This is a genomic window from Cytobacillus sp. ABV4_503, from assembly GCF_056158445.1.
The window spans coordinates 2,291,048-2,317,902 of the sequence record NZ_JBSWTH010000001.1 but is presented as its reverse complement, the minus strand read 5'-3'; the positions used below and the strand labels follow the sequence as shown (position 1 = coordinate 2,317,902).

Annotated in this window: 26 protein-coding genes; all 26 read left to right on the top strand. The window is 43.6% G+C overall.

Annotated features, from left to right (window positions below; translation table 11 throughout):
- Positions 1-78 precede the first annotated feature (78 nt).
- The 26 genes from ACXAD1_RS11650 to ACXAD1_RS11525 all read left to right on the top strand — a co-directional run bounded on the left by ACXAD1_RS11650 (position 79) and on the right by ACXAD1_RS11525 (position 26,632).
- Complete coding sequence (locus tag ACXAD1_RS11650) at positions 79-1,527, top strand: ethanolamine ammonia-lyase reactivating factor EutA (RefSeq protein WP_474910082.1); 1,449 nt, start codon at positions 79-81, stop codon at positions 1,525-1,527.
- Positions 1,528-1,544: 17 nt separating this feature from the next.
- Positions 1,545-2,909, top strand: a complete 1,365-nt coding sequence (locus tag ACXAD1_RS11645; RefSeq protein WP_370225152.1) for an ethanolamine ammonia-lyase subunit EutB — start codon at positions 1,545-1,547, stop codon at positions 2,907-2,909.
- A 12-nt stretch (positions 2,910-2,921) separates the two neighbouring features.
- The gene (gene eutC / locus ACXAD1_RS11640) at positions 2,922-3,938 is read left to right on the top strand and encodes an ethanolamine ammonia-lyase subunit EutC (RefSeq protein WP_474910081.1); all 1,017 of its coding nucleotides are present in this window, start codon (positions 2,922-2,924) and stop codon (positions 3,936-3,938) included.
- 12 nt (positions 3,939-3,950) lie between these two features.
- Positions 3,951-4,604, top strand: a complete 654-nt coding sequence (gene eutL / locus ACXAD1_RS11635) for an ethanolamine utilization microcompartment protein EutL (protein ID WP_474910080.1) — start codon at positions 3,951-3,953, stop codon at positions 4,602-4,604.
- Positions 4,605-4,639: 35 nt separating this feature from the next.
- Complete coding sequence (locus tag ACXAD1_RS11630; RefSeq protein ID WP_370225156.1) at positions 4,640-6,169, top strand: acetaldehyde dehydrogenase (acetylating); 1,530 nt, start codon at positions 4,640-4,642, stop codon at positions 6,167-6,169.
- 16 nt (positions 6,170-6,185) lie between these two features.
- Positions 6,186-6,479 (top strand): BMC domain-containing protein, encoded by a 294-nt coding sequence (locus ACXAD1_RS11625; RefSeq protein WP_009334386.1) that lies wholly within the window; start codon positions 6,186-6,188, stop codon positions 6,477-6,479.
- Between the two features lie 30 nt (positions 6,480-6,509).
- Positions 6,510-7,163 carry a phosphate propanoyltransferase gene (locus ACXAD1_RS11620; protein WP_474910079.1) on the top strand — a complete coding sequence of 218 codons (654 nt, stop codon included), beginning with the start codon at positions 6,510-6,512 and terminating at the stop codon, positions 7,161-7,163.
- Positions 7,160-7,834, top strand: a complete 675-nt coding sequence (locus tag ACXAD1_RS11615) for a hypothetical protein (protein WP_474910078.1) — start codon at positions 7,160-7,162, stop codon at positions 7,832-7,834. Before ACXAD1_RS11620 ends, ACXAD1_RS11615 begins: the two co-directional genes overlap by 4 nt.
- A complete protein-coding gene (locus tag ACXAD1_RS11610; protein WP_206839528.1) occupies positions 7,816-8,088 on the top strand; it encodes a EutN/CcmL family microcompartment protein in 273 nt (90 codons plus the stop codon). The genes ACXAD1_RS11615 and ACXAD1_RS11610 overlap by 19 nt, the downstream gene beginning before the upstream one ends.
- 1 nt (position 8,089) lies before the next feature.
- Positions 8,090-8,476, top strand: a complete 387-nt coding sequence (locus tag ACXAD1_RS11605) for a BMC domain-containing protein (protein WP_206839529.1) — start codon at positions 8,090-8,092, stop codon at positions 8,474-8,476.
- A gap of 36 nt (positions 8,477-8,512) precedes the next feature.
- Positions 8,513-9,463: a malate dehydrogenase gene (mdh, locus tag ACXAD1_RS11600; protein WP_370223144.1), complete on the top strand. Its 951-nt coding sequence runs from the start codon at positions 8,513-8,515 to the stop codon at positions 9,461-9,463.
- A 192-nt stretch (positions 9,464-9,655) separates the two neighbouring features.
- Entirely contained in the window at positions 9,656-9,847 is a 192-nt protein-coding gene (locus tag ACXAD1_RS11595) for an IDEAL domain-containing protein (RefSeq protein WP_206839531.1), read from the top strand.
- Between the two features lie 844 nt (positions 9,848-10,691).
- Positions 10,692-11,858 (top strand): pyridoxal-phosphate-dependent aminotransferase family protein, encoded by a 1,167-nt coding sequence (locus tag ACXAD1_RS11590; protein WP_370223145.1) that lies wholly within the window; start codon positions 10,692-10,694, stop codon positions 11,856-11,858.
- 29 nt (positions 11,859-11,887) lie between these two features.
- Entirely contained in the window at positions 11,888-12,586 is a 699-nt protein-coding gene (locus ACXAD1_RS11585; RefSeq protein ID WP_474910077.1) for a 3-isopropylmalate dehydratase large subunit, read from the top strand.
- Positions 12,587-12,708: 122 nt separating this feature from the next.
- Positions 12,709-14,607 (top strand): sigma 54-interacting transcriptional regulator, encoded by a 1,899-nt coding sequence (locus tag ACXAD1_RS11580; RefSeq protein ID WP_474910076.1) that lies wholly within the window; start codon positions 12,709-12,711, stop codon positions 14,605-14,607.
- 12 nt (positions 14,608-14,619) lie between these two features.
- Entirely contained in the window at positions 14,620-16,056 is a 1,437-nt protein-coding gene (locus ACXAD1_RS11575; RefSeq protein WP_474910075.1) for an FAD-binding oxidoreductase, read from the top strand.
- Positions 16,057-16,073: 17 nt separating this feature from the next.
- A complete protein-coding gene (locus tag ACXAD1_RS11570) occupies positions 16,074-17,408 on the top strand; it encodes a (Fe-S)-binding protein (RefSeq protein WP_474910074.1) in 1,335 nt (444 codons plus the stop codon).
- A gap of 348 nt (positions 17,409-17,756) precedes the next feature.
- Positions 17,757-18,752 carry a tripartite tricarboxylate transporter substrate binding protein gene (locus ACXAD1_RS11565; RefSeq protein ID WP_474910073.1) on the top strand — a complete coding sequence of 332 codons (996 nt, stop codon included), beginning with the start codon at positions 17,757-17,759 and terminating at the stop codon, positions 18,750-18,752.
- Positions 18,753-19,019: 267 nt separating this feature from the next.
- Entirely contained in the window at positions 19,020-19,673 is a 654-nt protein-coding gene (locus ACXAD1_RS11560) for a GntR family transcriptional regulator (RefSeq protein WP_474910072.1), read from the top strand.
- Positions 19,674-19,833: 160 nt separating this feature from the next.
- On the top strand, positions 19,834-21,054 hold the full coding sequence (locus ACXAD1_RS11555) for a CaiB/BaiF CoA transferase family protein (protein ID WP_474910071.1): 1,221 nt from the start codon (positions 19,834-19,836) through the stop codon (positions 21,052-21,054).
- 19 nt (positions 21,055-21,073) lie between these two features.
- Complete coding sequence (locus tag ACXAD1_RS11550; protein WP_206839542.1) at positions 21,074-21,895, top strand: enoyl-CoA hydratase-related protein; 822 nt, start codon at positions 21,074-21,076, stop codon at positions 21,893-21,895.
- A gap of 87 nt (positions 21,896-21,982) precedes the next feature.
- Positions 21,983-22,489: a tripartite tricarboxylate transporter TctB family protein gene (locus tag ACXAD1_RS11545; protein WP_206839543.1), complete on the top strand. Its 507-nt coding sequence runs from the start codon at positions 21,983-21,985 to the stop codon at positions 22,487-22,489.
- Positions 22,490-22,519: 30 nt separating this feature from the next.
- A complete protein-coding gene (locus ACXAD1_RS11540; RefSeq protein ID WP_206839545.1) occupies positions 22,520-24,031 on the top strand; it encodes a tripartite tricarboxylate transporter permease in 1,512 nt (503 codons plus the stop codon).
- An 18-nt stretch (positions 24,032-24,049) separates the two neighbouring features.
- A complete protein-coding gene (locus ACXAD1_RS11535) occupies positions 24,050-24,592 on the top strand; it encodes a gamma carbonic anhydrase family protein (RefSeq protein ID WP_474910070.1) in 543 nt (180 codons plus the stop codon).
- Positions 24,593-24,714: 122 nt separating this feature from the next.
- Positions 24,715-25,548 carry an ABC transporter ATP-binding protein gene (locus ACXAD1_RS11530; protein WP_474910069.1) on the top strand — a complete coding sequence of 278 codons (834 nt, stop codon included), beginning with the start codon at positions 24,715-24,717 and terminating at the stop codon, positions 25,546-25,548.
- Between the two features lie 97 nt (positions 25,549-25,645).
- A complete protein-coding gene (locus ACXAD1_RS11525; RefSeq protein WP_474910068.1) occupies positions 25,646-26,632 on the top strand; it encodes a Gfo/Idh/MocA family protein in 987 nt (328 codons plus the stop codon).
- Positions 26,633-26,855: the final 223 nt, after the last annotated feature.

The window sequence follows — 26,855 nt, the reverse complement described above, 5'->3', positions numbered from 1 at the left end:
CAATTAATGGTTGCTCATATGGGGTGCCTTTTTTTATTTCCTGAATAATAGTTAATTCGTTGCAGTAAGGCGGGGATCATGTTGAAGCGTTACGATGCACAAAAAGAGAATATAATCAGCGCAGGAATTGACATCGGAACGAGTACCACCAAACTCGTCATCAGCAGATTTTCTCTCATGAATATGGCTGGCGGAACCCACATGCCGCGAATCGAAATTATTGAAAAAGAAGTGCTCTACCGCAGTCCGATTTACCGGACTCCACTTCTGACTGCGTCATCTATTGATATTGAAGCTGTAGAGAGGCTTGTCAGAGAGGAGTATATGAATGCGGGAATCGAGCCGGGTGATATTAAAACAGGTGCTGTCATTATTACCGGAGAAACGGCGACAAAACAGAATGCCGAAGAAATGGTTCACTATTTATCTGACCATGCAGGGGATTTTCTTGTCGCAACAGCCGGTCCTGACTTAGAAGGCATTATTGCTGCAAAAGGATCAGGAGCTTATGAATTATCAAAAAAAACTGGAAAAACTGTGGCTAATATTGATATTGGCGGGGGCACTGCCAATGCTGCAGTTTATCGTTCAGGAAGGCTCTGCGGAACATGCACGCTGCATATCGGCGGAAGACTGATTGAATTTACAGACGGCAAAATCAAAAGTATTTCTCCTCCAGTTCAAAAAATCCTTCTTCAATGGAAGGCTGATTTAAAGATAGGGGACAGCAGAAATCACCCTATCATCGGAATGCTGACAGACTACATGGCAGAAGTAATTGGGCGAATGCTAAGGAAGGATCTTCATCAGGCTGATTTGCCTCTGCTTCTGGGACATGATCCAAATTGGATAGAGGAGATAGATTACATCATGTTTTCAGGCGGGATCAGTGAATGTTTATACCAGTTTGAGACTGCTGAATCCTCTCCTGCTCAGTATGACGATATTGGAAAAATGCTGGCACAGTCATTACGAAATTGCCGTGATCTTTCTTCCATTAAATGGATGGAACCAGATGAGACGGTCAGGGCAACTGTTCTCGGAGCAGGCACACAAACGACTGAAATCAGCGGGGCAACCATCCATGCTGAAGTTCATGAACTGCCAATTCGAAATTTGCCAGTCTATCAGATCCGGTTTGATAACAACCTGGAAAAAGGTCTCCATCAGATTCAAGAGGCAGTAACAAAGGCGGTGGAAATTTATGATCCTCAGCAGGAGGGGCAAAATTTCGCCCTGTATTTAACGGCACTGCCATACTTGGGCTTTCGCGATATTCAAGAGCTATCTTCAGTCCTGCTGAAATCCATACAAGCAAAGCCGAAACCAGAACAGCCGCTTGTTGTCATTTTAGAAAGCGACCACGCTAAAGTCCTTGGCCAGACAATTAAAGCTCAGGAAACAAAGCAAAGTATCGTATGCATCGACCAGATTAAGGCGGAGCATGGCGATTACATAGATATCGGCCACCTGCTTCAAACCAATGTAGTACCTGTTGTCATAAAGACATTGACATTCCATCAGTAAGAAAGGAGGGATTATTTATGAAGCTGCAAACCAATCATTTGGGAAATGTGTATCAGTTTAATAATCTGAAAGATTTATTCGCTAAAGCAAATGAAGAAAAGTCAGGGGACCGCCTCGCGGGAATTGCAGCGGAAACCGTCCAGGAAAGAATCGCAGCAAAATTGGTTCTAAGTCATTTAACCCTATCTGATATCCGCGAAAATCCTATGCTTTCGCCTGAAGAGGATGAGGTTTCGAGAATTATAGAAAGCGGGATAAATGAACCCGTCTATCAGAGCATAAAAAATTGGTCCGTTGCTGAACTTCGTGAATATATCCTGGACGATGACACGACAGGTGAAGATTTAAAAAGAATCAGCAGGGGACTAAACAGTGAGATGATTGCTGCCGCCGCAAAAATCATGTCTAATCTTGATCTTGTTCATGCATCAAACAAAATCGAAATACTGTCCAAATGCAATATAACGATTGGTTATAAAGGAACATTGGCTTCCCGTCTGCAGCCAAATCATCCAACCGATAATGTGGACGGCATGATCGCATCCCTCAAAGAAGGTTTATCCTACGGCATAGGGGATGCAGTGATTGGAATTAATCCTGTGGATGATTCGGTTGAGAGTGTAAAGAGGCTGCTCCATGCCACACATGCTTTTATCAAAGACTGGGATATTCCAACACAAAACTGTGTGCTTGCGCATGTAACAGCTCAAATGAAGGCAATCGAACAGGGAGCACCTGCCGATATGATCTTCCAAAGCATAGCTGGAACAGAGGCTGCCAACCGGTCATTCGGAATTACGGCCTCACTTCTTGAGGAAGCAAATGACATGGCAAAAACTCTCGGCACCGGCACAGGGCCTCAGCGTTTATATTTTGAAACGGGCCAGGGTTCAGAGCTATCCGCTGAAGCTCACTTTGGAATGGATCAGATGACACTGGAATCGAGAAATTACGGGTTCGCCCGGCATTATGACCCTTACATCGTAAATACAGTGGTAGGTTTCATTGGGCCTGAGTATTTGTACAACAATAAGCAGGTCATCAGGGCGGGGCTTGAGGATCATTTTATGGGGAAAATGCATGGCATTCCTATGGGGGTTGATATCTGCTACACGAACCATATTAAGGCCGATCAAAATGATATCGAAGACCTTGGTGTACTGCTGACAGCAGCTGGAGTGAATTTTATTATTGCTGCCCCAATGGGGGATGATTGCATGCTCAATTACCAATCCATGAGCTATCATGACGTTGCCACCCTCAGGCAGACGATGAATAAGCAGCCATCTCCAATATTCAGGGATTGGCTTGAGAAAATGGGAATCTTCGAAAATGGAAAGCTGAGCAAAATCGCTGGTGATCCAACCATTTTTTCACGATAGGAGTTGAAATGAATGAATCCTGAATTGATTGAAAAAGTAACACGCCTTGTAGTGGAAAAACTTCAATCTCAGCAAACCTCTGATGTGAAGGGGCAAGAAAGCAGTGCAGGAGTGAAATTTTGGAACCATACTTCAAAACCCGGCAATGAACCATCCAAGATGTCAGTCGAGATGATCGAGACTGAAAAACAGGATACAGACAGTTTAATAAAAATTAAAAGCTATCATAATGCAAATGAACTTAAAATGACCTCACCAGATAAAGCGAGTCATGATAAGACCGAAAGTCATTCACAAAAGACAGGCATTGATAATCCCGCAGATCCAGTTGAACTGGAGGCACTCAAGAGCAAAACGCCTGCAAGAATCGGGGTGGGCAGAGCAGGTTCAAGACCGAAGACAGATACATGGCTGAAATTCCGCTTCGACCATGCAGCAGCAGTCGATGCTGTCTATGGAAATGTTAATGATGAGCTTATAAACCGCCTTGGACTCTTTAAAGTCAATACGATGGTGAATGAAAAAGAAGTGTACATCCGCAGGCCCGATTATGGCAGAAAGCTATCAGAAGAAGCCAAAAAAATCATTCTTGCTAAATGCCAAAAGGGACCGGCTGTTCAAATCATCCTGTCTGACGGGCTGAGCTCAAGTGCCATTGAGGAAAATGCAGAGGATGTATTTTTATCCCTTCAGCAATCCCTTAAAAATTTAGGCCTTGATATGGGGACCCCTTTTTATATCGAAAAAGGCAGGGTGGCTGTTATGGATGAAGTTGGGGAACTCCTTAAGCCCAAAGTGGTTGTGTTATTGATTGGCGAACGTCCTGGTCTGGTGAGTGCTGAATCACTGAGTGCCTACCTTTGCTATGAACCCCGAAAAGGAACGATCGAAGCTGACCGGATGGTAATTTCCAATATACATAAAGGCGGAATTCCTCCTGCTGAGGCTGGCGCCTATCTCGGGACGGTCATCCAAAAGGTTATAAAGTATGAAGCAAGTGGTGTTTCGCTCGTGAAAAAGGAAGGGTAGGTGGCTGAAAAAATGGGATTAGAACGCATTCACGCTGATATATTGGCTGTTCGGGTGATACCTAATGTGGATCAGGGGCTTGCAAAGCAGTTTCAGCTTCAGCCACATCACCGAAGCCTGGCCATTTTCACCTCTACAGTCGATGACGTAGGCTATACTGCACTCGATGAAGCGACAAAAAGAGCTGATGTCGAAGTGGTTTATGCCAGGTCTTTTTATGGGGGGGCTGCTCATGCTTCTGGGCCATTATCAGGTGAAATGATTGGTATTATGGCAGGGCCTTCCCCTGATGAAGTTAAAAGCGGCATGGAGGCTGTCCTTCAGACAGCTGAATCCGATGCTTATTTTGAAGCGCTTGATCAGGAAAAAACACATGCCATATACGCACATGTTGTTTCCAGAACAGGTTCCTATCTGTCAAAGGAAGCAGGCATCAATATCGGAGAGCCTATAGCATATCTAATAGCCCCGCCATTGGAAGCCGTTTATGGACTTGACGCTGCTCTAAAGGCAGCGGATGTAGAAATGGTGAAATTTTTCGGGCCGCCTTCGGAAACCAACTTTGGCGGAGGGCTGCTGACCGGCTCTCAATCAGCCTGCCAGGCTGCGGCTGATGCTTTCCGGGATGCCATTATGGAAATTTCTCAGAATCCTATAAAGTACTAATTCTTTCAAAATATCCCGAAAGGAGCGTGGGAATCTTGCAATTTGATCATGATCTTCAATCGATGCAGGAAATGCGGAATGCTGTAAAGCTGGCCAAGGAAGCACAGTTAAAGTATATGGCCTTTACTCAGGAGCAGGTCGACGAAATCGTCAAAAAAGCCGCTGATGCTGCTTATGCCAAGTCACTTTACCTTGCCCGGATGGCGGTAGAGGAAACAGGGATGGGCATAGTCGAGCACAAAAAAATTAAAAACGAAGTCGGTTCCAAGGCTGTCTATGAGTCTATTAAAGATGAAAAGACAGTAGGCATCATACGTGAGGACCGGGTAAATAAAGTAACAGAAATTGCCTATCCTTACGGTGTCATTGCAGGCATCATTCCAACGACCAATCCTACTTCAACAGCCATTTTTAAAGCGCTGATTGCTCTGAAAACAAGAAATGCCATTGTCGTGAGCCCTCATCCAAGGGCAGTGAAATGTACTGTTGAAGCTTTAAAAATTGTTAATGAAGCAGCCATACAGGCAGGAGCACCTGAAGGATTGATTGGATGGATCTCAAAGCCTTCCATGAGTGCAACAAACGAATTAATGAAGCATCGCGACATCAATCTCATTTTGGCAACAGGCGGCGGCGGACTGGTCAGGGCTGCGTATAGCTCAGGCAAGCCTGCCTATGGGGTAGGACCTGGAAATGTGCCTTGCTATATAGAAAAGACCGCTAAAATAGCCCAATCGGTAAGTATGATTATTGACAGTAAATCTTTTGATAATGGAACGATTTGTGCTACTGAACAATCGATCGTAGTAGATCGCAACATCAAAGAAATGACTATGAGAGAACTCAGAAATAATGGGGCTTATATTTTAAATAAGGATGAAAAAGCGGCTTTGGAAAAAGTCATTTCGCCATCACCGGGAAAGCTGAATCCGGATATCGTCGGTCAAAGTGCTGTTAAAATCTCAGCCATGGCTGGTATCCAAGTCCCTGAAGATACAAGAGTTTTAATTGCTGAAGAAACTGGAGTAGGCAAAGACATACCATTTTCAATTGAAAAACTGTCTCCGGTTTTTGCGCTTTATACAGCGGAAAGCTGCCAGGAGGCAAAAGAAATCTGCCTGCAGCTTCTCAATTTGGGCGGAAGAGGGCATAGCTTCTCCATCCATACAAATGATGATGCAGTGGCGAAGGATTTTGCCCTGCAAATGCCTGTTTCGAGGATGATGGTCAACACGCTGTCCTCGATTGGTGCTGTTGGGGCGACAACCGGATTGATGCCTTCTCTGACTCTGGGATGCGGTTCATTCGGCGGCAACATTACCTCTGATAATGTGACAGTTCGCCACCTGATCAACATTAAAAGAATGGCTTATGGTACGAAAGAAGTCACCATCCCAAAACCGGCAGCACCTTCTTCTATAGCGGAAAAAGAACAAGCCGGCAGCCGGGATGTTGATCATATTGTTAGTCAAGTTCTTCAGCAAGTATCGCCAGATGGCGAAGTAGATACAAAGATGATTGCCGACATGGTCAATCAAGTGATGAAAAAATATCAAACTAACTAATTAGGAGGAAATAAAAATGGCTAGAGAATTAACTGCATTAGGAATGATTGAAACTAAAGGGCTGGTTGCTTCAGTGGAAGCTGCTGACGCGATGGTGAAGGCTGCGAATGTTCATTTGGTTGGAAAGGTGCATGTAGGAGGCGGTATTGTAACAGTCCTTGTGCGCGGTGATGTAGGTGCTGTCAAAGCGGCAACAGATGCGGGAGCTGCAGCAGCACAGCGTGTTGGAGAATTGAAATCTGTTCATGTCATTCCTCGTCCTCATAACGAATTGGAAAGCATCCTTCCAAAAATTGATGCCGAGCTTTAACACAAGATTACTAAGTTAGGAGCTTAAACCATGAACGAGCAAGCCATTCAATCGATTGTAGAGGAAATCGTCTCAAGTCTAAAAGGTTCCTCAGGAAAAGATCATTCAATCCCAATGGCTGTCTCTGCCCGGCACTGTCATCTAAGTCAAAGAGATTTGGAGATTCTTTTTGGAACAGGCTATCAGCTTACAAAAAAAGCTGATTTATCTCAGCCTGGCCAATTTGCTGCTAATGAAACCATAACCATCGCAGGACCAAGAGGAAGCCTTGAAAAAGTGCGCATTCTTGGTCCTGCGCGCAATATGACCCAGGTAGAAGTCAGCCGTACTGATTCGATCAAGCTGGGGCTGAAACCCCCGCTTCGCGAATCTGGGAATATAGAAGGATCTTCGCCTGTTACACTGATAGGACCCAAGGGCAGCCTATACAAAAAAGAAGGACTGATTATTGCCCAGGCACACATTCATATGGCTCCGGAAGATGCTGAAGCTTTCGGTGTGGAAAATGGGGAATACGTCACAGTTAAGGCAGAGGGAGAACGTCCAATATCCATTGGAAATGTGTTAATTAGAATCTCTCCCCGGTATAGACTTGAAATGCATATTGATACTGATGAAGCCAATGCAGGACTGATTGCCGGAAAAACAGCAGGCATGTTAGTAAGGCAAAAGGAACGCTTATGATTGACCGGCAGTTAATTGAGCAAATAGTTGAAGAAGTAGTGAAAAATTTATTAGGTGCCAAATCAGCTCCAAATTCAACAATTAAACATAATATCCTCGCAGTCGGGGATTTAGGGAAAGTCGATTCAAATATATTAAAAGTGTTAGAAGAAAACTGGAATGTACTTCCCTATGATTTTAGTGAAGAAGCCCAGCTTCATACTGTAATGAAGGTTATTTTTCTTGATGCTTCCCAGGACCTATTCGTGAAAGGGGCACTGGGCATTTGTGATACACCGGAAAGCGAGCTTCTCTCAGCCTGTATTATTGATTATGTCCCTGTCACCTTATTTCCGAAAACAAATCTTTATAAAATCCTGAATGGAGAGAAAAAAACTAACGGAGAGTATTTTTCAACTCTAATGGAGTATAAGGAAAAGCTGGTAAAGTTCGGGGTTGAAATCAACAGCCTGGAGGATTTTGCAGCTCCAAAGCCTATAAATACTGGTAAGCCGGACTCAAAGAAGCTGATTACTCAAAGAGATATTCAGGAAAGCAAAATGAATGAAATATTCGCAGATAAACAGACAATTATAACACCTTTAGCGCGTGATACAGCACGGGAATTGGGAAAAAGCATTGTTGTTATGGATACAAAAGGGGCTGAAAATACATGGAAATGGGAACGGTAATCGGCAATGTATGGGCCACAAGAAAAGAAGATGATTTGACTGGCCTGAAATTTTTGGTTGTCGAGCCTCATGGACTTTCAGCAGAAAAATCATTCGTTGCGGTTGACCGTATTGGGGCAGGAGTTGGTGATCAAGTTCTCGTTACGCGTGGAAGTTCGGCTTCAAACATGTCCGGGAATTTAAGATTGCCAATTGATGCATTGATTATTGGAATTATCGATTCTGTTGATGTTGAAAAGAAAGAGGTGAAATAGGATGGCAAGAGCACTTGGCATGATTGAAACAAGAGGGCTGATTGGCTCCATTGAAGCAGCAGATGCCATGCTGAAAGCTGCCGATGTTACTTTAGTGAAACAGGAAAAAGTGGACGCCGCCTTAGTCACGGTTTTGGTTCAGGGGGATGTAAGTGCTGTTCAGGCTGCTGTGGATGCAGGAAAAGAAGCAGCAGCCAGAGTGGGTGAACTCGTGTCAGCACATGTTATACCTCATCCTGATGAAGATATAAAGAAAGCTTTATTAGATGACAGGAAGCCAAAGGAAATGAAACAAGAAGCAGCTCCTGAACCAATCTCCGTAAAAAAGGGAGCAAGCAAAAAGAAACAGATATCTGCCGAGGAACCAGATAGCGTTGAAGAAAAATAGAGTACTCCACTAGTATGATGAAATGGAGGAACGGCCATGACTTTTAAGAGAAGAAAGATTGCCGTTATTGGGTCAGGCTTTACGGGTGCGACAGCAGCACTGATGCTGGCCCAAAAAGAATTGGGAGACATAATCTTAGTAGACATACCTTCACAGACAAACCCAACAAAAGGCAAAGCACTTGATATGCTTGAAGCCGGGCCGGTTCAGCGCTTCAATGCCAGCATAACCGGCACATCAAGCTATGAGGATATTCAAGATGCAGATTTAGTATTGATAACAGCTGGAATGCCAAGAAAGCCGGGAATGAGCCGGGACGATCTGGTCGCTGTGAATGAGAAGATTATGATAGAGGTTTCTCAAAATATTAAAACATACGCCCCGGAAAGCTATATCATTGTCTTAAGCAATCCTGTGGATGCCATGACATATGTCTGCTATAAAACCACTGGTTTTCCGAAGAATCGGGTAATCGGCCAATCGGGAGTATTGGATACTGCCCGATTCAATACGTTTGTGGCCCAAGAGCTGGGAGTTTCCATTGAAGATATTTCTGGTTTTGTCCTGGGCGGTCATGGAGATGACATGGTTCCGCTGGTGAGATATTCATATGCTGGCGGTATTCCGCTTGAAAAAATTCTCCCTGCCGACCGGATTGAAGCGATTGTGGAAAGAACCAGAAAAGGCGGAGGAGAAATTGTAAATCTGCTTGGCCAGGGAAGTGCCTATTATGCTCCTGCAGCTTCAATGGTCGAAATGGCTGAAGCGCTACTGAAAGATAAAAAACGAATCCTGCCTTCAATTGCCTACCTGGAAGGTGAGTATGGATACAGTAACATCTATCTGGGAGTGCCTGCAATCCTGGGCGGAAATGGAATAGAAAGTGTCATTGAAATTCCATTGACTGCCGATGAAAAAAAAGCCCTTGATCAATCAGTTAAGTCTGTACAAAATGTAATGAGCATACTAGAATCAGCCAAAGGATAAGAGGGCTGACTTGTGAGAGAATTAGTTCTTCTCATGAGTCAGCTTTTTTGTATTTTGTTTAAACTGTTCACTTACCGGGTACATTGTATGTAACAAGCTTAGCAGCTGCTGACAAAATTTCCAGTAAATAATGATTTGAATAATCTGAAAACTTCTGTTACAATAGAAAAAAGGTCAAGGGGTTGATTTTAAATGGAAAAACGTCTACTTAACTCGCCGCAACAGTCTGAGGAAAACGTGTCATTGTTAGCAGAACAAGTCCTAAATCAAGCTCTTAAGGAATACCGAAAAGAAAAGCTTCGCGAAAAAATTGATGTAGCACTGACTAGCCGAAACAAAGAAGAATTCATCCGCTTAACAGATGAATTAAAAAAGATTTCCTAGAACGACCAAATTAATAATGTAAAAAAGGCAGCCTGTTCGAAAGAATGGGGCTGCCTTTTGTTGTTTCATTATTTTCGAAGTAACTAATTATTGAGAAAGTGATTGAAAAGCTGCAGTATATTTGCTCACAAAATCAAGAGCAGGAAGGAAACAATAGCAGTCAACCACACTAACTAAAACCGAAAAAAAGAGCTTGTATTGGCAGTTAATCTGATGGAATAACGCCGAAATTGAGAGCAGTAAAGCGAAAATGGCAGTTAATCGCACAGAATAACGCCGAAATTGAGAGCAGTAAAGCGAAAATGGCAGTTAATCGCACAGAATAACGCCGAAATGGAGAGCAGTAAAGCGAAACTGGTAGTTAATCGCATGGAATAACGCCGAAATGGAGCGCAGTAAAGCGAAACTGGTAGTTAATCGCACAGAATAACGCCGAAATGGAGCGCAGTAAAGCGAAAATGGTAGTTAATCGCACAGCATAACGACGAAATTGAGGGAGCTTGTATAGAGAAAATGGTTATAATCACTTAAATCAACACCCTAACTAGAAGACAGATAAAAATCAGTCGTCATAACCGCTGCCAAAAATACGGAATCAGGATATCCCCAAAAAATCATCTTCATTACGGTACCACCCTCCCAAAAGAAGAACCCATTTCATCACATGAAAATTTTCTCACACCACCATCTGTTCCACCATCTGTTCCACATCGTTCCAATACGAAACGCTGAAACACTCCTCTAACAAACAAACCTTTGTACAAAAGACATTTAACCTTGGCACGGAAATTGCAACATAACTCATTAGCAAAATATAAATCAGAATCGATAAGGGGAGGAAGCTATGTTTGAAGAAAAATTGGATTTAAGATTGCCGGGGCCCGTTCAGGTTCCGAAAGAAATACAGCGTGCCATGTTAAGAAGTTTCGATCATCCCATGATGGATTACCGGAATCCAGCCTTCCAGGATGTCCTTCAGGAAACCACTGAAAAGTCCAAAATGATATTCCAGACTGAAAACCTGGTGATCCCGCTTACTTCAAGCGGAGCTTCCGCTCTTGAAACAGCTATTATTAACACGGTTGGTCCCAATGATACAATTATCCTTTGCGTAGTCGGCTATTTTGGTGAGTACCTTCAGGGAATTACAGACCATATCGGCTGCAAAACAGTCCGGGTCGATGCAGATTGGGGGGATATTGTTGATCCTGAAGAGGTGAGAAAAGCATTAAAGGAAAATCCTGAGGCAAAAGCTGTTTTCGCGACACATTGTGAAACATCTACTTCTGCAATCAACAATATTAAAGAAATAGCGGCCGTTGTAAAAGAAACAGATGCCATATTCCTTGTAGACGCGGTAAGCTCAATAGTCGGTACGCCTTTATTTATGGACGAGTGGGGCATTGATATTGTGGCAACTGGTGGTCAGAAAGCGTTAATGCTGCCGCCAGGCCTTGCATTAATTACATTGAGTGAAAAAGCCTGGAACACTGTGAATAAGCATCAGTGCCCATCCTTTTATTTTGACCTCAAACTTTATAAAAAAGGATTGGAATCTGGGACTGGAACGCCTTATACGCCGAATATATCACTTGTGTGCGGGCTGCTTGAGGCCTGCAATATGATAGAAAAAAGCGGAGGAATAGAAGCTGAGTACAAAAGGCATGCTGCCCTGCGGGATATGACAAGGGCAGGGGTGCGGGCATTAGGTCTTGAATTGCTTGTGGATGATTCGGCTGCCAGTCCAACCTTGACAGCCGTAAAATTAAATAATGCCGATGAATTCAGAAAGATGATGCGGGAAGAATTCCATATCGCATTGGGCGGCGGTCTTGGAAAGGTGAAAAATCAAATTTTGCGTCTGGGCCATATGGGATATACAGATGCAGCAGATATGCTGAAGATGTTTGCTGCAATGGAGCTTGCTTTAAAGAAGAGCGGACACGAAGTGGAGTTAGGTGCAGGAGTTTCCGCGGCACAGCGGCATTGGCTCGAAAATCCATACTGCTAAATTGCAGGTCCTAAGGAGACGTGAGCCCGGTGAATATATTTGAAAAACGACTCGCCGAACTGGCAAATCTGCCTTCAGTTATTCCAGGGGATCAGATCAATGTGACACCAGATTGCCTATTCGTCAGCGGCCAAAATTCACTTAATGTTATCAAAGCATTTACCAGACTGGGCTGCAAAAACGCCAAAAATCCAGCCCGGATTCTTTTTTCTCCTGGAGATGCAGAAGTTGAGGACATTCTCAGATTCTGTACTGGAAAAGGAATAAGAGTAATAGATTGTGATTTGTCCCAATATTTCCGGACAGAAAATATTCCGATGAATGGAATGGTCATTGCAGGTATAGATGAGGGTATTAAGTGTCTGGGCGGACGGGGGGCCATTCCCATCGTCATCTCGCCGGACTCAATGGCGGCTTGCCTGGCAACTGGATCATTTAGTATGTTCATACCTGAAACCGCTTATATTGAAGTCAACGGAGCTTTAAGCGGAAATGTAAACGGTAAAATGCTCTGCAGCCATCTGCTCGACATTTTTGATGACAGTTTAATAGGAAATGCAGTAATTCTAGGCGGAACGGTTTTTGATGAGCTGAATGATGAAGATCTCAAGGATCTGTCCCGTTTTTTTCAGCTTTCCGGCACAGCAGCGGGGATATGTTCACCAGGGGGCCCGTTTGGCCAGGTTGAAAGCGTGATTAAAATAAAGTCAGAAACGATTCTGATTTAATTTATTTAATAAATAGACTGATTATTGTGAAAACTTACCGAAATTTTCCTTGGCATCTGATAAGATTAACTTAATATAATAATAAAACTTGTCCAAGAGAAAAAGGAAAATGAGGTGAAGTGATGTCCGAAATTGCCATTCTAACCCCAATTGACGCGCTGATACAGGTATCAAAGGAAGCTGCGGAAAAAACAGGAGAAGATGTCGCTATACGAAAAGTGACCTTCCGAAATGCTATTGCAGCTGCTAAAGAATTTGAAAAAGCCGGAGCAGAAGTAATCATCAGCAGAGGAACCATGGGATTAAAGCTCATTGAGTCCGACCTTAGCATACCCGTCGTACAGATTCCCATAACCGGATATGACCTGCTCCGAACCATCAAAGCAGCACAAAAACTCGGACAGAAGGTTGGGATAGCTGACACCCGGGATGTTTTGCAGGGAATCGAAACAATTGAATCTGTTCTGGGCCTTTCGATTGAAAAACATACCGTAATAGTACCTGAGGAAGCTGAAGCAGCCGTTGAAGCTCTCAGCAAAAAAGAGATTGATGTCCTGATTGGAAAAAGTATTTTTACGAACAGAGTTAAAAATGATTCGATACAAACTGTGATATTAACGTCTGGAGTGGAATCGGTCATCCAGGCCATTCATGAAGCAAGGAGCCTCATTGATGTGAGGCGGACAGAACTGAAGCGAACGAAGGAGCTCCAGGCAATTCTGGATTTTATTGCTGATGGTGTAATTGCTGTGGACGAAAAAGGGATTATTACAGTATGCAATCCTTCCGTTTACAGCATCTTAAACCTGCCCTATGATTCGGTTATCGGTAAGTCGATTGATGATATTCTCGTTAATTCACAAATGAAAAAAGTTCTTTCGACTGGTAAGGAAGAGCTGAACCGCATCCAGGATGCCAATGGGGTAAAAGTGGTTGCAAATCGAATACCCATCAGGCACGAGCAAAAGGTGTTTGGGGCTGTCTGTACGTTTCAAGAGGTTCATAGACTTCAGCAGCAGGAGCAGGAAATCCGCAAAAAGCTCCTTCACCGCGGCCATGTTACGAAATACAGTTTAAATAATATTGTCGGGGAAAGTGAGATGTATCAAAAAGCGATCCAAAAGGTGAAGAAATATTCACAGGTGGATTCTACTATTCTCCTGACGGGGGAAACGGGTGTGGGAAAAGAAGTGTTTGCGCATTTGATCCATAGCTTCAGCAAGCGGTCGGAAGGGCCATTCGTTGCTGTGAATTGTGCGGCTATTCCTGAAAACCTGCTGGAAAGCGAGTTGTTCGGCTACGTCGAAGGAGCCTTTACGGGAGCGAAAAAGGGAGGGAAAACAGGCTTATTTGAATTGGCTCATCAGGGAACCATCTTCCTTGATGAAATTGGCGAACTCGCTGAATCCCTCCAGGCCCAGCTCCTTAGAGTCTTGCAGGAAGGCGAAGTGATGCGACTTGGGGATGAAAGAGTGATCCCCATTAATATTCGGGTCATCGCTGCTTCAAACCGTGATTTTGAGAAGATGGTCGAAGATGGGAGCTTCAGGGCTGATTTGTATTATCGACTCAATATTCTTGACATCCCAATTCCGTCCTTGCGTGAGAGGATACCTGATATTCCATTGTTATGCAATTTTTTTATAAAAGAATTGGAACCGGGCATTCGGAGAAATATTGAAGGTTTCACTGCTGAAGCTATGAAAATTATGCAAAGCTATCATTGGCCGGGTAATATACGCCAGCTCAGGAACATTGTTGAAAGAGCAATGATCCTTTCCCCTGAAAATATGATTGATTCTGAAACTGTTTTAGCAGCAGGCGGGAAAGATTTTACCAAGTTGCATGAGCTTAAACAATACTGTAATAATGAAGAATTTGATGAAGAAACGAAGCTTCAAAACTATGAGAAAGAGTATATTCTGAACGTGCTGAAGCAGGTAAACGGCAATAAAACAGAAGCAGCAAAGATTCTGGGGATCGGCAGAACGACCCTCTGGAGAAAAATAAATAGTTTGTAGGGAGGAGAAATAATGAACGAAACCATGACACCGCCTCCACTGGATGAAAATGTCATATCCCGATTAAGAGATATCTTCGGAGACGACCGGCTATTAACCAATTGCACTGATATGATGACCTACTCCTATGATGCATCCTTTGAAACACAGCTCCGTCCGAAACTGCCTCAAGTGGCTGTTATTGCACTGTCAACTGAAGAGGTCAGTGATTGTGTCAGGCTGGCCAACGAATTTAATATCCCTTTATACCCTCGAGGGGCAGCCACGGGACAAACAGGCGGAGCCGTGCCGATTAAAGGCGGCATTATGCTGGATTTATCAAAAATGAACCGAATACTGGAAATTGATCACAGGAATATGCAGGTGATAATTGAGCCGGGAGTCATCCAAAATGATTTAAATGAGGCTTTACAGTCCTATGGATTAAGGTTCCCCCCTGACCCGGGCAGCGCCAATATGTGCACAGTGGGAGGCATGGTTTCCAACAATTCAAGCGGACTGAGAGCAGTCAAATATGGTGTTACCCGTCATTATGTCCTGGGAATGGAAGTCGTACTGCCCACTGGTGACATCATTGTGACTGGCGGCGCTAAATCGAAGGCTCTTAAATCGGTCTCCGGGTACGACCTTGCCCACTTAATGATCGGTTCGGAAGGCACACTTGGAATCGTGACCCGCCTTCGCCTGAAATTATTGCCGCTCCCCGTCACAAGAGGAATTGTCCTCTGCTCATTTGAAAGATTGGAAGATGCAGGAGAGGCGGTTAACGCTGTTTTTTCTTCAGGCCTGCAGCCCTCTGCCATTGAAATCATGGACTTCAATTGTACGAAGGCTGTCAACATGATGAAGCCTGAGCTGAATCTTCCCCTGGATAATGAAGCTATACTTGTTTTTGAAGTGGATGGTGCCAAGGAGGAGGTAACCTCTCAGGTAAACCGGCTCAGGAAGGTGGTTGAAAAATTTACGAATTATATAAAGTTCAGCGATGAGCCGGAAGAGTGTGAAAAGCTCTGGCAGGCAAGAAAGCTTGTTGGTGCTGCTGTTGGACTATTGAAGCCGGGCGGTTTCCGGGTGTATGGCGGCGAGGATATTTGTGTGCCAATTTCGAGACTCCCTGAAACGCTTCGGGAGATTCATAATATTGCAGAACAATATGGAATTATCTGCGGAATTTACGGCCATGTTGGCGATGGAAATATGCATACCGGACCGGTAGTGAACATGAACAATGAAATTGAAATGGAAAATGTGCAGAAAATGATCGACGATATTCACGAACTGGCAATCAAAATGGAAGGAACGACGACCGCTGAACATGGGGTGGGAATTGTCCGTGCCAAATATATGGATGTTGAGCATGGTGCTGCCATGGAAGTAATGCGGGCAATTAAAAAGACGCTTGATCCAAATAATATTCTGAATCCAGGCAAGATGGCACTGCCTAACTAGATGGAGGTGAATGGAAATTGAAATTGCTGACGGCGGAAGAATCCATGCAAACCTGTGTGCGCTGCGGTGCCTGCCGCAATGTTTGCCCTACATTGAATATCACCGGCAGGGAAGCAGATGGTCCCAGGGGAAGAGTATTGATGGCAAGAAGTCTGATTGAGGGCAATATTCCCGTAAATCAGGAAATCAAAGATCAGCTTGATCGATGTCTGTTATGCTCAGCCTGTGTGGATGCTTGCCCAATCGATGTTCAGGTCCCTGATATCGTCATGCTCGCAAAGGAGCGAATAGCAGCAGCGGCTGAAACTCCTGTTCAAACGGATATAAAAAAACCTGCATATCCCGCACGGACTTTTAAAGATTACTTCTTTGATCATGTTCTTGCCAACCAAAAAAGGCTTAATACTGTTGGCAATCTTCTGTGGTTTTATCAAAAAAGCGGACTTCAGTCTGTAACTAGAGGACTGGGCATTTTGAAATTCTTCCCTGAGCAGATGAGGCAGATGGAAAGGATTACGCCTTCCATTTTGCCGCCTTCAGGAAGGAAGCACCATCCCGAGTTTACTCCTAGGGCTAATGAAGAAATGCCGGCAAGTGGCCGGGTAGCCTTTTTCCACGGCTGCATTATGGATGTCATGTTCAGAGAAACGAATGATAATTCTATAAAACTGCTGTCAAAGACTGGTTTTGATGTCGTTACACCTAAAGCACAGATGTGCTGCGGAGCACTGCACCATCATAGCGGAAAAAAAGACAAGGCCATTGCATTGGCAAAAGCGAATATACAGGCTTTTGAAGAAGCTAATATTGATTATATTATTACAAATGCCGGAGGCTGCGGAGCGGCACTTGCGGAATATGCGGACTTATTCCGGGGAGATCCCGATTGGCTGGAGAGGGCAAAAGCATTCTCAGCCAAAATAAGGGATATCAGTGAGATCATATATGAAAAAGGCGAAATGCCTGAAACTGTCGGAAGAGGCGAAAGAGTAACCTATCAGCCTTCCTGCCATCTGCAATATGTGATGAAAGTGAAGGATGCACCAGCTAAATTGGTGAAGGAAATTCCAAACTCAGAGTATGTGGATCTTCCTGAAAAGAAATATTGCTGCGGGTCTGCCGGAATTTATAATTTATTGCAGCCAAAACTTGCGAACGAAATATTGGATAAGAAAATGTCCCGAGTCAAAGAAACAGAATCTGCTGTTCTGATTACAGCCAATCCTGGGTGTTTCCTCCAAATGAAACTGGGTGTTCACCGCGAAGGAATGGAAGGTCAGATTGAAACGAAGCATGTTGCCGACTATCTGATGGAATCAATTGAAAGGGCTGAATCTGCAAAAGAACAATAAAGGTTTCAATTTGAAACAAATGAGCGGACAATTTGTTTCAAATGAGAACAAACATGACTTATAAGGGTATCTGAAGGAACTCAGAAATGGAATACATTAAAAGTGTGAATGTCCCATTTAATTTGAAACCGCTTACTATTTTGGTTGCCTTCAAAAAAAAATAATCAAGTTTTTTGCTTTTCGGCACAAAAATTGCAATGTACTTTAATGACACATTTCATGCATAGGGAGGTGACTATCCTGACCCGGGAATAGATCCATATCAGAAAATTATTGTTTTTTATAGGGATTAATTACGCGTTAAATTTACAGAAATTTAAAACTTTTCTTAATATGGGGGAAAATAACATGAAATTAAAGAGGATTTCGTTTTTGTCTCTTGCCATTGCATTGGTATTCTTTTTGCAGGCATGTAATTCTTCACCTCAGGGTGCCAGCTCGGAGGAAAAGAAAAGCAGCGGCAATTATCCCGAGCGGCAGATTGAAATTATTGTTGGCTTTGGTGCGGGCGGCGGAAGTGACAATTTTGCAAGGGCCATTGCAAAAGAACTTAAAGATATTCTCGGTGTAAACATAAATGTTGTGAATATGCCTGGTGCCGCGGGAATCAATTCCGCTGACCATGTGGCCAGGCAGCCTGCTGACGGCTATACCATCTGGTCTGCAACATCCAATCATCCCGTAAATATTGCAGCAGGTGTGGAAAAAAATGATTTGAGCAAATTAACTTCTGTCGGAAGGGTCCAAAATGATACCATGACCCTTCAAGTAAAAAGCGATGGCAAGTTCAAAGACATTGATGATCTTATCGCACAGGCTAAGGAAAAACCCGGCGAGATCACGATTGGCGGAACAGGTTCAGCGGGCTTTGATGAACTGGTAGTCAAACAGTTTGAAAAAGCCACTGGAACAAAGTTTAATTATATCTCATTTGAAGGTTCCGGAGAGATGACAGCAGCCCTGCTCGGGGGACATATCGATGTCATTGCAGAGGAGCCTGGCCCATCAATTGCCCAGCTGGAAAGCGGAGATATTAAAATGCTGATTGCCTTTACTGAAGAGAAAATGGAAGGCTTCGAGGACGTCCCGATTTCAGCTGAAATGGGGATTGATGTAACAGACGGCCAGGGCAGAGGCTTCATGGTCCACGCAGATACACCGCCGGAAATTATTTTAGCGCTTGAAAAAGCCCTTGAGGAAGCGAAAGATCGTCCTGACTATAAAGAGTATGAAGAAGCCAATTACCTGCACCTTAGGGATGGCTGGCTAAACTCAGAAGATTATAATGCAGAATTTGAGAAGCTTATAGACACCTACGGCTCTCTATTAAACGACATGAAATAATCTCAAAGCAAAAAGGCAGGATATCTGCCTTTTGCCTCTCTGCCAGTTAAATGATGGATTTTCATAGATTTGCTCGATAGGCTGCTGAAGATTTTGTCGAAGGCAAACTAGTTTTATATAATCATGAGAACTTTTGTTCAGGTTATTGACTGCCTTTCCAAATGGCAGATATGATCGCCCTAGAAGCTGTATCCAGAATACAGCACACAGTATACAACACCAGGAAATTCATTTCTTCTGAAAGATAAAGAAGGAGGATAGTCAAAAATGGTGCAAGCCCTGAAATTTACGCAGCCGCTTTATCAGCAAATCTATGACATTATAAAAAGTTCCATTTTGTCTGGTGAATTAATACCAGGTGAGAAGATCAATGTTTCTCACCTGGCGGAAAAATACAATATTAGCCGGACCCCTTTACGAGAGGCTCTCCGCCAGCTGCAAATAGAAGGACTGCTGGTTCAGGATCAGCTGGGGCTGACTATTGTGAGACTGAATGAAGCCGATTTTAAGGATCTATACGAAACTCGCATCATGCTTGAGCCTCAAATAATGGGACTTGTTATGAAAACGATTACAGATGAGAAGTTAGATGTTATCGAAAAAATCATTGAAAGAGCAGAAGATGCCTTTACGGCAGGCAACCATCTTCATTTACTTGAATTGAATGCAAAGTTTCATGATCGGCTCTTGGAAGCAAGCCCAAACAAGCGGGCAGTACACTTGCTGCAGCAAGTACGTTCATTTCTTTTGCTTTACCGGGCCAATATCCTAAAAAACAACGAGCATAATAGAGATATTCTAAAGGAACATCGCCAAATCCTTCATGCTCTTAAAGCCCGGGACAACATAGCTGTCTATCAATCTGCAGAAAACCATCTGCGCAATGATCTGGAGCGCGGGACAAATATGATCCGTCAATAAAAAAGGGGAGCATCTCCACTCGCCAAAATAGAAATGCCCTCCCGTCTTAAAAAATCGATTTTATTATAACATGCACAAATTAGGAATGTATAGAAATGAACAGCTGCCGGTCACTTCGGGCCAAACTTCCGAGACATTATTTTCAAATGGGGTGTTCTGAATGGGACCATTACAAGGAATGAAAGTCCTTGATGCATCGCAAATCATGGCTGGCCCGTACTGTACAATGGTCCTTGCTGATCTCGGTGCGGAAGTTATGAAAGTAGAGAAAGTGAACGGCGGAGACGATTCCCGCCAAATGGGGCCATATGTAAATGGGGAATCCACTTGCTTTTTTCAAATTAACCGAAATAAAAAAAGCATAGCATTGAATCTTAAAGCCAAAGAAGGAAAAGAAATATTCTATAAGTTGGCTAAGGAAGCAGATGTTGTGGTCGAAAATTACCGTCCTGGTGTAACAAAATCACTTGGCATAGATTATGAAAGCCTAAAGAACATTAATCCTGGTTTAGTGTATTGTTCCATTTCAGGGTATGGGCAGACCGGCCCATATTCCCATAAAGGCGGGTTTGATCTGGTAGCCCAGGGGATGACAGGCCTTATGAGCATGACCGGTGAAAAAGGAATGCGGCCGATGAAATCGGGCATCGCTGTTTATGATATTGGGGCTGGCATAACTGCAGCCTATTCGATATTGGCCGCCTTTATCCATAAGATGAAGACAGGGGAAGGACAGCATGTGGATATAGCTCTGGCGGAAATCGGGCTTCCATGGTTTACGTGGGAGGCAGGAGCATATTTTGCAGAAGGAACGATACCGGAGGCAACCGGCTGGCGGCACCGTGTGTCTGCTCCTTACCAGGCAGTTAAGACCAAATCAGGTTATATGATGCTTGGGTGTGCCAATCAAAGGACTTGGGAAAGGTTTTGCGTGGACGTTGCCGGAAAGCCTGAATGGCTGACAGATCCGCGCTATAAAACCAATTTATTGAGAAACAAACATGTGAGTGAATTGGAAGAAGATATAGAGGAAGTTTTAATGCATCAAGATACAAGGCATTGGATTGATCTCTGTGAAATAGCAGGAGTGCCTGCTGGACCAATCAACAACTTTGCTGAGGCGGTTCAGGATCCGCATTATGAAGCCAGAGGCATGATTCAGGAAGTAGTGCATCCATTAATCGGGAAAATGAAGATGATTGGCATCCCCTCAAAATTTTCAGAAACACCTGGTGAGGTGAAAACTCCTTCTCCGCTCTTCGGACAGGATACGATTGAAGTGTTGAATGGTCTGGGCTATGACGAAGAGTCCATAAGAAATTTAACAAAAGCCGGGGCTGTGAAGACCCTGGATGAAAAGCCCATCCTGAATAAAAAATAGCAGAAAGGTCGTTTGTGATATGTCTAAGAATCTGAAAGCATTCAGCGGGGATAAGACATACAGTGAACCGGTTTACCTTCAGGTTGAAGGAGAAATTGCCTTTATATGCTTCAACCGGCCGGATAAAAGGAATGCCCTCAGTTATGAAATCTGGTTAAGGATTCCGCAGCTGATTGTGGAATGCGAAAATGATGCCAATGTCAAAGTAATCATTTTTAAAGGGACTGGATCTGCTGCTTTTTCAGCAGGCGCAGATATCAGTGAATTTAAGACGTTAAGGTATACCGCAGAAGGCGCTGAGAAGTATAACAAGGCTACTATGATTGCAGAAAAATCAATCATGGATGCATCTAAGCCGACGATTGCCATGATACAGGGTTTTTGTGTTGGGGGAGGATGTGAAATTGCGGTTGCCTGTGACTTTAGATTCTCTGATGAACAGGGCAAGTTCGGCATTACTCCAGCAAAACTTGGCCTAGTATACAATACACCGGGAACCAAAAATGTTGTAGATCTTGTCGGCCCGGCGAAAGCCAAAGATATTCTTTACACGGGAAGGCTTCTGGATGCCGGGGAAGCGTATCGGATTGGCCTTATCGACCGGATCTATCCTGCAGAAGCCATTAAAGAGGAAACGGTCAGATATGCAGAGTTAATTTGCAGAAATGCTCAGCTGTCAGTCAGGGGTTCAAAAAAAATCATTCATGAAGTGCTTGCCGGATCCGCTGAAGATTCACCTGAAACAGCCGAGCTTGTCATTGATTCGTTTCTTTCTGAGGATTATCGGGAAGGGGTGCGCTCATTTTTGGAAAAACGGAAGCCTGACTTTAAATATTCTTAAGCGGATAAGAAATGAAATGTGATTAACATCTCTGGGGGGCTCACTGCCTCCTCCAATTAACTTAGTGAATTTTTGGGGGGATAAGAAATGCAGCTGGAACGAAATCTTTCGATAATCATGATCGTCTTTTCGTCTTTCTTTCTGGTCATGTCACTCCAGGTGGAAAATAGGACAGGGAATTTCATTTCAGCAGGAACATGGCCGGCGGCTTTAATGATCCTGATGCTAATTCTATCGGTTATCCTGCTGATGAGGGCTCTAAAGGTGAAGAATGTTCAAAATATAAAGGGAAATGACAGTGATTCAGAAGATACAGAAAACGAAGAACAGCTTGTTCATCCGAAAAAGTTTTTCCTCCTGTTTGCCGTTCTTGCAATCTATACCTTTATTCTTGGTTATGTTGGTTTTATTGCCGCGACGATTCTGGGAATTTTTGTGATGGCGCTTTTGTTTGGAATGAAAAGCTATATTCGTGCTTTGCTGACAGGCATTCTGGCAACTGCCGGATCCATCGTGCTGTTTCCCATTTTATTGAATTTGCCTTTCCCTCGGGGAACCGGGATTTTTTATTCACTTAGCTTGCTGTTTTATTAATAGCTAATTCTAAAGAAAGAGGTGAACGGAATGATAGAAGGACTTATAGGCGGTTTTGGCAATCTTTTTCAGCCTTTTCATTTTTTCATTCTTATGGTCGGCGTCCTGCTTGGGTTTATAGGCGGAGGAATCCCTGGTATAAGCGGAACCATGCTGGTCATTATTCTTCTTCCTGTCAGTTATGCAATGGATCCGGCTGCAGCCTTTTTGCTGCTGACCTCCATTTATGCCACATCTGTTTTTTCAGGGTCCATAAGCGCGATTCTGTTTAGAACCCCAGGCACTCCGGAAGCGGTGGCAACCGTTTTCGACGGTTATCCCATGGCAAAAAAGGGTGAAGGGGGAAAAGCCCTTGGCATTTCCATCTTCAGTTCCGCAACAGGGGGTGTGTTTGGAACTCTGGTTTTAATCTTTCTGACGCCTCTTCTCGCCTCTTTTGCTCTAAGATTTTCGTCCCCGGAGTATTTTGCATTGGCACTAATGGGTCTGACGGTAGTAGCTTCCTTAAGTGCAGGCAATCTGGTTAAAGGATTTATTGGTGTCTCTTTCGGTTTGTTTATTGCGACTATTGGCATTGATACAATGACAGGTGTGCCAAGATTTACATTTGGATCAGGCCAGTTAATGTCGGGTATTGACTTCATCCCTGTTCTGATTGGATTATTCGCCATTTCAGAAGTGCTGAGAAGAGTCCAGCAAGTCCACAAGGTGAATACCAAACAAAAAGTGAGCTCTGAACTTCCAAACTGGAATGTTATGAAACGTATTTCCGGCGTCATTGGACGTTCGTCCTTATTAGGTGTGTTTATTGGAATCCTTCCCGGCATAGGTGCAACAACTGCAGCCATGCTCAGCTACAGTGAAGCTGCCAGGTGGTCAAAAAGATCAAAAGAATTTGGAACTGGAATTCCGGAAGGGGTAGCTGCTCCAGAGTCTGCTAACAATGCTGCAGCAATGGGGGCCATGGTTCCTTTGCTTTCCCTGGGAATTCCGGGCAGCGCGACAACCGCTATTTTGCTCGGTGCCTTTATTCTGCATGGAATCCAGCCGGGTCCCTTAATGTTTTCAACTCAGGGTTCGCTCATTTATACCATCCTGATGGGGCTTCTTGTTGCCAACTTGCTGATTTTAGTCATTGCCAAGCCGTTTATTTCGGTATTCTCTAAAATTTTGCAAGTGCCATACACGATCATTGGACCACTCATCGTTCTCTTTTGTATTGTTGGCACATTCGCAGTCAGGAATTCGATTTTTGATGTGGCTATGATGCTGGTATTTGGAATTATCGGCTACTATCTGGAAAACGCCAAATTTCCGCTGGCGCCTATCGTGCTTGGCGTTGTGCTCGGTCCCATTGCTGAAGACCAGTTCAGACGGGCCATGCAGATGTCCAACAATGATATTTCCATCTTCTTCACAAGGCCGATTGCCTTAACCTTCATTGTACTATCTATCATCAGTATATTGTATCCATTCATTAATAAGTGGATGAAGAAGCGTAAAAACAATACAAGCGGTACAGATCAAACTGTAGCTTCTTAAGAAGGAGGTGTTCCGGAAATGATCTTTGATTTTGAAGGACTGAAGCCAGACGTTCATGAAACTGTCTATTTGGCGCCTAACACCTATATCATCGGAAAAGTAAAGCTGGAGGCTGATGTATCCATTTGGTTCAATTCTGTGCTGCGCGGGGACAATGATTCCATTAGTATCGGAAGTGGAACCAATGTACAGGAGGGTACGATGATTCATGTGGATGAAGGTTACCCTGTCAGCATTGGGAGGAATGTCACTATCGGCCATAATTGTGTGATTCATGGATGCACCATTGAAGATGGTGCCCTGATCGGCATGGGAGCGATTATCCTTAACGGTGCCATCATTAAGAAAGGTGCCGTCATAGCTGCTGGAGCAGTTGTCGGTGAAAATAAAGTGATTGAGGAAAACATCCTTGCAGCCGGCGTTCCCGCAAGAGCGTTAAAGCCGGTTAAGGAGGAGCTGCAAGAGCGTATCCTTGCAGGGGCGGAATTTTATCAAAAAAACGCTGTGAAGTTTCGCCGGGCTGGTATTGCTTCCGGGGTGATTGATGCAAAAACGAAATAATTTTTAAAAGCATGAGCTGAGACAAAGGATTTCCTTCAGGTGTTATGGAAGTCTTTACTGTCTTCAGCTCTATTTAGTTTAAGGTTATGGTCCAGTTGGAAAAGGATAGAAGGAGGATAAAAATGAGTCAAGACAATTGCAGCAGTGTTATTTCTCTTGATGAAATAAGCTGGAAAAGAAACGGAAAGCAGATACTGAACAGCGTTTCATGGAATGTCAGAAAAGGAGAACATTGGGCCCTATTAGGCTTGAATGGATCAGGGAAAACAACAATTCTGCAGATGATTACCGGCTATCTTTGGCCTAATGGCGGGCAAGTTTCAGTATTAGGAAATCTTTATGGCAAGACGAATATACCAGAGCTTAGAAAATCCATCGGGTGGGTCAGCACGTCACTGGACGATAAATTTCAATTCCGTCCATCAGAAACTGCCCTTGAAATTGTTTTGAGCGGAAGGTTTGCCTCGATAGGTCTGTATCAGGAGATAACACAGCGGGACCTGGATAAAGCAAAGGACTTAATGCATCAGTTCAATATTAGCCATGTACAGGATCAAACTCTCACATCGCTCTCACAGGGTGAAAAGCGAAAAGCGATGATTGCAAGAGCCTTAATGGCTTCACCAAAGCTGCTTATTCTCGATGAACCATGCAATGGGCTTGATATCTATTCGCAGGAAGAATTGCTTCGGTCGATTGAAAAAATGGCTGCTCAGCTTGATGGTCCCACGATCATTTATGTTACCCATCATATTGAGGAAATTGTACCTTCCATAACCCATGCCATGCTGCTGAAGGGAGGAAACGTCATTTCACAAGGCAAAAAAAGAGAAACATTGACGGATTCGCTCCTCGAAGAAACATTCCGTGTACCAATAACAGTAGAGTGGGAAAATGGGCGTCCGTGGGTACGGGTAAAAGCCGCATCTCAGTTTACCGGAGCTGGATACCGATGAAAACTAGTTGCCTCTCAAAATGGCAAAAGGTTGATTTTTAGCAAATTGTCCTTCATTATATGAAGATATCTTATACATGAAAAATGGAGGAATGGAATTGGTTCGTTTCGGTATAGTAGGCACTAATTGGATTACAGAAAGATTTTTAAAAGCGGCACTGCAGGCTGAAGATTTTCAGCTGACAGCTGTTTATTCACGAACAGAAGAAAAAGCAAAAGAATTTGCAGGCAAATATGGTGTGGAGAAGACTTTTACTGATTTAAAGTCGATGGCCGCAAGCGGGGAAATCGACGCAGTCTATATTGCCAGTCCGAATTCTCTGCATGCTGAGCAGTCCATCCTATTTATGAAAAATAATATTCATGTTTTATGTGAAAAACCGATTGCTTCAAATACAAAGGAACTTGCATCTATGATAGCTGCGGCCAGGGAAAACAATGTTCTTTTAATGGAAGCCCTTAAGTCTTCCTTTATGCCTAATTTTTTGGCTGTAAAAGAAAACCTTCATAAAATCGGACAGGTGCGCAGATATTTTGCAAGCTATTGCCAATATTCTTCCCGTTACGATGCATACAGGCAGGGAACCGTGCTGAATGCATTTAATCCTGATTTTTCAAATGGTTCACTAATGGATATAGGGATTTACTGTGTTTATCCCCTTGTGGCTTTATTCGGTAAACCTGAGGAAATAAAAGCAGCAGGCTATATGCTGGAATCCGGAGTCGATGGGGAAGGAAGCATGGTCCTAAAATACCCTGGCATGGATGCGGTCATCATGTACAGTAAAATAACCGATTCCAGTCTGCCTGCAGAAATTCAAGGGGAAGAGGGAAATATCATTATAGATAGAATAAGTGCACCTGAAAAAGTTGAATTGCATTATCGGAACGGGGAGAGGGAGGACCTCACTCAGGACCAATTAAGTGATTCCATGTATTACGAAGCCAAAGAATTCATCCGTTTGGTTCAGGCTGGAAAGACTGAATCTGATATCAACTCCCACGCTAACTCGATGATAACAATGGAGATCATTGAAGAAGCCCGAAGGCAAATTGGTGTAGTCTATCCGGCAGATCGGAAATAAAACGAAGGATCGGACATTTTATGTTCGGTCCTTTTTGGTTCTTTTTACACCCGAAAAAGGGAATTTATGTAACAAGGTTTTTCATCTGGTAATTTTGGATTAATTTTACACAATAAATTGTTAGTAAACTCCTTTCTTTATACTTATTTCGGTTTGCGAAATTTGTCAAAAGAATAGGCATCATACTCTATTATCACTCTTCAATTAGTTCACTAGAATTAAT